The sequence below is a fragment of the Pseudomonas rosaeacicularis genome (assembly GCF_057128745.1).
On sequence record NZ_JBSKHT010000018.1, the window covers coordinates 166284 to 174832 of the forward strand.

Consider the following 8549-nt stretch of genomic DNA (forward strand, 5'->3'; position numbering starts at 1 on the left):
CAATGAACCCGTCAGCAGACTTGCCCGACCGCTCCGCGACAGCGTTGCAATTGAGCTGCGCCGGGTTCAGCGCAAGCGGCCCGCGTGATGAAAACCAGGACGCGATGCGCTGGGTCACTCCCGCACCCGCGCTGGCGGCAAGCAAGGGCCATCTATTTGCGCTGGCCGATGGGGTCAGCCAGTGCCTGGATGGCGGACTGGCCGCGCGGTCCACCCTTCAGGCCTTGGCGCTGGACTACTATTCGACGCCAGAAACCTGGGGCATCGCGCAAGCTCTGGATCGGTTGTTGCTCGCGCAAAATCGTTGGCTGCAGGCCAATGGATTGCTGACCACCTTGAGCGTGTTGGTCTTGCGGGGTCGTCGTTTCACCCTCGCCCACGTCGGTGATTGTCGGGCCTATCGCTGGCATGCCGGTGAGCTGCAACGCATCAGTGAAGACCACGTCTGGGAACAGCGCGACCTGCAGCACGTACTCAAACGCGCGCTCGGGCTGGATCAGCACGTGGTCATGGACTATCTGGACGGCGAATTACGCGAAGGCGAACGCCTGCTGCTGGTCAGCGACGGCGTGTGGGCGACCTTGGGGGACGAACGCGTCCGCTCAATTCTCGGCGAGCAGGAAAACCTCGATATCGCCGTGAAAACGCTGGTCAGCGCGGCTCATCTGGCGGGCAGCCAAGACAACGCCAGCGCGCTATTGATCAGCGTCGATCAGCTCGGCACTGACAGTCTCGGCGACGCGCTGTCGCAACTGCAGCGATGGCCGACGCCACCACAACTCAAACCGGGCAAAACCTTTGAGGGCTGGCAGGTTGAATCGCAACTGGCCAACTCCAGGCAATCACGGATCTACCGGGTGCGCGATGCACAACATCAGCGCTGGCTGCTGAAGACCCTGCCCGCAGGGCTTGAAGGCGAACCCAGCGCCGAGCAAGCGCTGCTGCTCGAAGAATGGTTTTTGCGGCGAGTGGCCGGGCGCTTTTACCCAGAGGTGCATCCGGCGACACAGCGCCAGCATCTGTATTACGTCATGCGCGAATGTGCAGGCCAGACCCTCGGCGAAATCTTCGAACAGAACGGACCGCTGCGCCTTGCGCAATGGCTGAGCTTGGCGACCGACCTGATCAGCGCGCTGGGGTTGTTGCATCGTCGAAATATCGTGCACCGCGACATCAAGCCGGAAAACCTCCTGCTGGACGACGATGGTGCATTGAAGATCCTGGATTTTGGCTTGGCATTCTGCCCGGGATTGTCGGCGGTCCAGGCAAACGGGCTTCCCGGCACGCCCAGCTTCATTGCGCCAGAGGCATTCAGCGGCGCAGCGCCTGAACGGCGACAGGATATTTATGCCGCGGGGGTGACCCTGTATTTCCTGCTCACAGGCCACTACCCCTATGGCGAGATCGAAGCGTTTCAGCATCGTCGCTTCGGCAACCCCGTGCCTGCCGGACGATATCGCCCGGACGTGCCGGACTGGATCGAACGCAACCTGAGCCAAGCGCTCCAGGCTGATCCGGAAAAACGCTACGAAACCGCAGAACAGTGGCTGTTGCAGTTGCAACAAGGCGAACTCAACACCCTGAGCGATCGCCCTCGCCCCTTGCTTGAACGAGAGCCGCTTAAGGTCTGGCAGACCGTCGCCGTGCTATCGCTGATCGCCAATTTGCTGATGTGGCTATGGCTGATCAAGACCTGATACGTCGCGCAGCTTTCGGCTGACGCACTTCACACAACCCAAGACGGGCAGGTCGCTGCCTGTTGGCATCAGAAAGACGAGGTAACGCCATGAACGCAAAAGTCTGGCTGGTGGGCGCAGGTCCTGGCGATCCCGAGCTTTTGACCCTTAAAGCCGTCAGGGCATTGCGCGAGGCGGATGTCGTGATGATCGACGATCTGGTCAACCGCGCTGTGCTCGAACATTGCACGGGCGCTCGCATCATCTCGGTCGGCAAAAGAGGCGGCTGTCGCTCGACGCCACAAGCCTTCATACATCGCCTGATGCTGCGTTACGCACGCCAGGGCAAATGCGTGGTACGCCTGAAAGGAGGAGACCCGTGCATTTTTGGACGGGGTGGAGAAGAGGCGCAGTGGTTGCGAGAAAACGGTGTCGAGGTGGAATTGGTCAATGGCATCACGGCAGGACTGGCGGGCGCGACGCAATCCGGCATTTCGCTGACGTTGCGGGGCGTGGCCCGGGGCGTCACGTTGGTTACTGCGCACACGCAGGACGACAGCACGCTCAACTGGCGGGCATTGGCACAAAGTGGAACGACGCTGGTGGTTTATATGGGTGTGGCGAAGCTGACAGAGATCCAGGCACAACTGCGGGCGGGCGGTTTGCCTGATGAAACCCCGGTGGCAATGATCGAGAACGCTTCCCTGCCCTATCAACGGGAATGTCGAAGCTCATTGCTGGAAATGCACCGTGATGCGCTGGCGTTTGATCTCAAGAGTCCGGCCGTTCTAGTGATCGGTGAAGTCGCGAGAGGCGCAGAAATGATCGCCAGTAAAGTCTCAGCGACAGGCATGTATCAGTAAGAGGGGCGATGAAGAGCAAATTGCAGGCGTAAAAAAACCCGGCCAAGGCCGGGTTTTTTTGAGGCTTTGGCTAATTACTTAGCTTGGGCTTCTACTTCAGCTTCTACGCGACGGTTAACAGCGCGGCCAGCGTCAGTTGCGTTATCAGCAACTGGACGGGTTTCGCCGTAGCCAACCGAGTTTACGCGGCTAGCGCCAACACCGTACTGGTTAACCAGAACTTGTTTAACGGCGCTTGCACGACGCTCGGACAGTTTCTGGTTGTAAGCGTCAGGACCGACGGAGTCAGTGTGACCTTCAACAGTGGTGGTGGTTTGTGGGTACTGCTTCATGAAGTCAGCGAGGTTTTTGATGTCGCCGTAGCTGTTAGGCTTGACTACCGACTTGTCGAAGTCGAATTTCACGTCCAGCTCAACACGAACAACTTCAGCAACTGCTGGGCAACCGGTAGCATCAACAGTTACGTTGGCTGGGGTGTCCGGGCACTTGTCGACGTTGTCGCACACGCCATCGTTGTCGCTGTCAGAGCAAACGTCAGCTACTGGAGCTGGAGCTGCTTCAACTTTCTTGGAGCCGCCACCGAAGTTTACGCCGATACCGACGCTAGGTGCCCACTCAGTGTCACCTTGGTCGATGTTGTACTGAGCTTCAACGCCAGCACGAGCATAGAAGTTGTCGGTGAAGTAAAGCTTGGCACCGCCGCCGATGTTGGCGAAGGTGGAGCGGTTGCGACCGCCGCTGCCGTTCTGACCGATGCTTTGGTCAGAGAAACCAGCGGAGACGTATGGGCGCAGCATGTCGCCCGGGTTGTTGAAGTGGTACAGAGCGTCAAGAGCGGTGTTAGCGCCTTTGATGTTCTTGCTGTCATCGCTACGAACGTTGTGAACTTCGTCGTAGCCCAGACGCAATTCAACGTCGTCAGTCAGGAAGTAGCCGATCGAACCGCCGAACAGGTTGCCGTCATTCTTGAAATTACGAGCGCTGTCGAACTGTTCTTTCTTGGCGAAGCCTTCGATTTCGACTGCGCCTTGGCCTTGTGCCAGAGCGCCGAAAGAAGTTGCGGCAACAATAGTACCAATGGCCAAGCCCAAGGTGTTTTTCAGTTTCATCCGTTAAATCCCCATCTGGTGATTGTAAAGCAGTCCCGCATAACGGGGACAACTCATCGGCAAGTCTATCAGAACTTGCCTGCTCGTTAGAGATATTTGCACCGAGTTAAGTTTCGGTAACGCCTGCAAATTTCTCACGTAATTTATCAAGTGCCCTTTTGTATCGCATTTTCGTGGCACTCAGGCCCATGTGCATGATGTCTGCGATCTCTTGGAATTCTAACTCGGCGACGAATCGCAAGACCAGAATTTCCCGATCGATCGGGTTCACATACACAAGCCAGCGATCAAGCCCACCTTTCTCATCCGGCTTGGGCGCCTTGTCTTCAGACGCTTCTTCCAGCGGATCCAGGCTCAGGGCGTCCATCAATCGCCGCTTCCTTCGCTCCTTACGGTACTGCGTGATGCATTCGTTGTACGTAATGCTGTAGAGCCAGGTTTTGAATTTCGATTTACCCTCGAAATTCTTCAAGCCATACAACACCTTAAGCATCACTTCCTGACAGACATCGTCAGCATCGCGATCGTTCCCTAAATAACGTGCACAGACGTTAAAAAGTGTTCTCTGATAGCGACGCATGAGCTCTTCATAAGCTCGCGTCACATGGAACAGCTCGGCATGCGCGCGCGCGACCAACTCCTCATCAGAGAGCTCGCGGGGATCATAACGCAGGGAGAGCGGTTGGGGTCTATTCAAAACAAATCGTGCCGACAGTCAGGTGAATGTCCGCCACCCCGGAAACTCCGGGATTTCGCGGCGGCATACATTAGCAGATTCGCCGGTTCAGCGGCTGCTCACTCGCTGCTCGAGAAGAACCCGGTTGGACATTGAAACCAACTCGCCTTCATCGGTCAGCAGGGTGGTTTTCACCGTGCCAATCTCTTCGATCTGCCCTTCGACCTCTCCAACACGCACTTGTTGCCCTACCTGGTACAACTCCCGTACATAAATTCCCGCCAGTATCTGGCCCGCAATTTCGCGGCTACCCAACCCCATTGCCAGCGCAACCGCCAGACCAACGGTAATCAACCCGATCACAATCACGTGGTTCAGAAGGTCGGTTTTCACTTCCAACTGACTGATCGCCACGGAAATACTGATGATAATCACCAGCCACTGAGCCAGCCGCCCAAGGCCTGCCGAGTAATCCAGGCCTACGCCTTCGGCAGCGCCGCGCACGATACCGTTCACCAATTGCGCCAGCAACACACCGACCAGCAACACCAGCGCGGCGCCGAATACTTTCGGCAGATACAACGCCAGCATGTCCAGGGTCGCAGATACCCGCTCAAGGCCCAGAGACTCTGCCGCAGACACCAGAAAAATCAACAGCACGAACCAATAAACAATCTTGCCGATAAGCGTCGATATCGGAACCTGCACCCCTGCCCGGCTAAGCAGCTTGGTCAAACCGGTACCGCCCATCAGGCGATCGAGGCCCAGTTTTGCGAGCAATTTCGACAGCAGAGTGTCAAGCAGCTTGGCTACGACAAATCCCAGCAGTACGACTACTAAAGCGCCGAACAGGTTCGGAATAAAATTTGCGACTTTGGTCCACAACGCAGTCATTGCAGTAACGAGGCTCTGTGTCCAGAGATCCAGTTCCATATTCAATCAGCCTTGTCTGAAGTACTGGCAAGCGCCGCTTTGCGACGAGAAACCGGAGAAACATGAGCCGAACCGTTGTTCAGTGCAATCATGAGCGCCTGAGAACAACGCCCTAGCAATCCAAACAAGTCACCTGCACCGACCTGACGGTTGGCCGTTTTCAAAACACGACCCAGGCAAGCATCGTCATCTCTACTGGAGGAAGACGAATTAAGCATGTCACGCAGTGATTCTTCAAACGGATCGTGCATCGGGTATCTCTCGCAATGTCACTGAAAGACGCAGCCAAATTTGGAAGAGTCACAACTGCATTTTCGCTGATGTAGGAAAAGGCCTACTCAAACCCATCTCAAACGTCTGAACATCCACCATTGGCCCAGTGCAACGACCACCATTAAAGAGCATGCAATCAGGAAACCATAAGGATTATCCGCCCACGGAATACCCCCGACGTTAATCCCCAGCAAACCTGTCAAAAAACTCATGGGCAAAAATATTCCGGTGATGATCCCGAAGCGATACATGGTCCGGTTCATGCGCTCGCTAAGCCGTCTATCTTCGGACTCAAGCACCAGCCCCACTCGCTCCCGACTCAATTCGAGCTCTTCCAGATAGCGGGTCAGACTGTTGTTCAGCTCGTTCCAGTAGTCAGCATCGTCTGCCACGAACCACGGCATTTTGATCCGCGTCAATTGCGCGTAAATCTCTCGCTGGGGCGCCAGAAAACGACGCAGTCCGGCAGCACGTCTGCGTATGTGCAGCATCTTGCCGTGCTCAGGCACATGCCGTTCGTCGGCATCCATCGCTTCTTCCACTTCATCGACCAGTTCGGTGAGTTCACTGACCACCATCTGCACCTTGTCGGTCAGGTACTGGGACAGATAAAGCAGCAATTCGGAGGCCGTTTTCGGGCCTTTGCCCTGATTCAGCAGTTCAATCAACTCATCGGTGGCGCGCAATGAACGCAGGCGAAGAGAGATCACTTGCTGCGCGGCCGCGAAAATCCTTGCGGACACCATGTCTTCGGGTTCGGCACCGGGGTTGAGGTTGACCCCGCGCAAGAACAGCAGCAGTTCATCATCCGGCAACGGCAACAGCCGCGGACGGGTGTTTTCCTCAAGCAGCAGATCACAGACAAATTCATTGAGCCCACTGGCGGTGCGCAGCCAGGTCTGGGTCTCGGGGTGACTACGGTCCCAATGCAGCCACACGCTTTCGTGAGGCTGCAATTGCAGACAATCAAGTTCAGTACGAGCGATTGAACGCGAACCGCCTTTACCATCCAATACGAGGGCGTGCAGCAAGCCCCATTGCGCGTTTGTCTCGTCGAACATTCAGTGTCCTGTTATTCGTTGACCGATCAGTCCGGCATCTTCAAAGGGCTGAGCGAGACGATAATGCCGTTGTTGTCGGCGTACACATATTCACCCGGGCGGAAGGTCACGCCCGCGAAGGTCACCACGACATTAAGATCGCCGATGCCCCGTTTGTCGGTCTTGAGCGGATGACTGGCCAGCGCCTGAACACCCAGATCGGTCTGCGCAATGACATCGACGTCACGAATGCAGCCGTAGATAACGATGCCTTCCCAGCCACTTTTAGCGGCCTTCTCCGCCAGCATGTCACCGAGCAGTGCCCGGCGTAGCGAGCCACCACCATCGACCACCAGCACCTTGCCCTTACCGTTCTGGTCCACCTGTTCGCGCACCAGCGAGTTGTCTTCGAAGCACTTGATGGTGACGATTTCGCCACCGAATGAATCGCGACCACCAAAATTGCTGAACATCGGCTCAACGACCGTGACCAGTTCAGGGTAGGCGTCGCACAAATCCGGAGTGAGGTAGTGCATGGGGTAACTCCTGTCAGTGATTAGCAAGGATAAACCTGTTTTCACAAGGCCCGTGTGGCACCTGATTGGGACCACACCCGATCACGCATTGCTTCCCTATAAATAGAACACATTTGCCGCAAGCCGGCACGGTGGGTCGTAGCTTAGCTGCAACCAACGCTCAGCGGAATGCTCGATCAGAGAGTTGCCGGGGCGTTCAGCGTCGATTCAGCAAGCGGTGCCACCACATCCTGACTCAGCCAATCCTGAACCAATGGCCAGACCTGAGTTTGCGCGGCCTTGCTGACCAGCATCTGCACATGGCCAAAATCCTCGGTAAAGCCCTGCTCCCGACCCAGACAAAGAAACTGCTTACGCTCGCTGCCGAACTGCTCGAACAGCTCCCGGCATGCCCACGGCGGATCCTGATGATCCCCCGTGGCGGTTACCGCCAGCAGCGGCACCTGAACCTGCGCCAGACCCGCCCACCAGTCTTCTTTTTTGTCACCGAAGCGGCCAAACAGCCCGCGCCAGCGCAGGCTCTCGAGGATCACGCCCATGGGCTCGTCTTCCGGTCCGCGCTTGAAACGCGACCCCGAGAAGTGCTCGAAGCGCTTGAGGACAAAACGACCGGCCCACTGCACTGGGGGTATTTTCAACGGCCAGAAGTTGCGGGTGATCTGACTGCCGAACAACGCCACTGACGCTGCCTGTGCGACGCCCAGGTAATGACCGCCCAGTGCAGCGGCCAGCGTGGTGCCGCCCAGCGAATGGCCGATCCAGTGGGGGATCTGGCCGCTCTGCTCACGCACAAACGCGGCAATGGCCGGCAAATCGTATCGGGCGTAATCGGCAATACGGTTATGGCGGTACGCCTGATTGCGCGCGGACAGGCCGTGACCACGCATCTCCGGGATCCACACGTCAAACCCGGCACGTGCCAGATAAGCCCCCAGGCCGACGCCCTTGGGCGAATACCAGAATCGGCGATTGGAAAAGCTGCCGTGCAACAGGATGACCGGCACGCCACGCACGTCGGGGCTAGCGACTAGTCCAAGGCGAGTGACGGCCAATTCGACAGTGAAATCCAGACTGTTGCCAGGCTTTAAACGGTAGACGTCCTCGATCAGATCGCCACGGCGTTCGGCGCTGATCAAGGCCACGGGAAAAAGATCGCTGCTGCTTTGCATATCGTCTTGCTGGGCTCGGAAAACTCATCGCCTGGCAGGCTGTGCTTAGACGCACAGCGGCCAAACGCTGAAAAAATCGCACAAAAAAGGGCGGTATCTGTAAAACCGCCCTTCCAAAAAACAACTGACCCACCGAAGTGGGCCAGCATTTTACCCAATTTCCATCAGGTCGGTGCGTCTTCTTCCGACAGGAAGAACCAGGTTTCCAGTACCGAGTCAGGGTTCAGGGAAACGCTCTCAATGCCCTGCTCCATCAGCCAGCGCGCCAGATCCG

At 57.0% G+C, this 8549-nt stretch carries 10 protein-coding genes; 2 read left to right on the forward strand and 8 right to left on the reverse strand.

The window, feature by feature from the left end; translation table 11 throughout:
• Window positions 1-2: 2 nt before the first annotated feature.
• Window positions 3-1697, forward strand: coding sequence for a bifunctional protein-serine/threonine kinase/phosphatase (locus tag ACWKWM_RS23085; protein ID WP_483848354.1), 1695 nt, complete (start codon window positions 3-5; stop codon window positions 1695-1697).
• 89 nt (window positions 1698-1786) lie between these two features.
• Window positions 1787-2539 carry a uroporphyrinogen-III C-methyltransferase gene (gene cobA, locus ACWKWM_RS23090; RefSeq protein WP_483848355.1) on the forward strand — a complete coding sequence of 251 codons (753 nt, stop codon included), beginning with the start codon at window positions 1787-1789 and terminating at the stop codon, window positions 2537-2539.
• A gap of 74 nt (window positions 2540-2613) precedes the next feature.
• Here cobA and ACWKWM_RS23095 read toward each other — a convergent pair whose 3' ends face one another.
• The 8 genes from ACWKWM_RS23095 to ACWKWM_RS23130 all read right to left on the reverse strand — a co-directional run.
• Entirely contained in the window at window positions 2614-3648 is a 1035-nt protein-coding gene (locus ACWKWM_RS23095; RefSeq protein WP_483848356.1) for an OmpA family protein, read from the reverse strand.
• Between the two features lie 106 nt (window positions 3649-3754).
• Entirely contained in the window at window positions 3755-4345 is a 591-nt protein-coding gene (sigX, locus tag ACWKWM_RS23100; protein WP_483848357.1) for an RNA polymerase sigma factor SigX, read from the reverse strand.
• Window positions 4346-4432: 87 nt separating this feature from the next.
• A complete protein-coding gene (locus ACWKWM_RS23105) occupies window positions 4433-5257 on the reverse strand; it encodes a mechanosensitive ion channel family protein (protein WP_483836795.1) in 825 nt (274 codons plus the stop codon).
• A 2-nt stretch (window positions 5258-5259) separates the two neighbouring features.
• Window positions 5260-5508 (reverse strand): CrfX protein, encoded by a 249-nt coding sequence (locus tag ACWKWM_RS23110; protein ID WP_483848358.1) that lies wholly within the window; start codon window positions 5506-5508, stop codon window positions 5260-5262.
• A gap of 87 nt (window positions 5509-5595) precedes the next feature.
• On the reverse strand, window positions 5596-6591 hold the full coding sequence (locus tag ACWKWM_RS23115) for a zinc transporter ZntB (RefSeq protein WP_483848359.1): 996 nt from the start codon (window positions 6589-6591) through the stop codon (window positions 5596-5598).
• 26 nt (window positions 6592-6617) lie between these two features.
• Window positions 6618-7106 (reverse strand): ribonuclease E activity regulator RraA, encoded by a 489-nt coding sequence (gene rraA, locus ACWKWM_RS23120; RefSeq protein WP_483848360.1) that lies wholly within the window; start codon window positions 7104-7106, stop codon window positions 6618-6620.
• Between the two features lie 176 nt (window positions 7107-7282).
• Window positions 7283-8275 (reverse strand): alpha/beta fold hydrolase, encoded by a 993-nt coding sequence (locus ACWKWM_RS23125; protein ID WP_483848361.1) that lies wholly within the window; start codon window positions 8273-8275, stop codon window positions 7283-7285.
• Between the two features lie 164 nt (window positions 8276-8439).
• Window positions 8440-8549, reverse strand: a 110-nt coding sequence (locus ACWKWM_RS23130; protein ID WP_483848370.1) for a hypothetical protein, incomplete at its 5' end; no start/stop codon positions are given.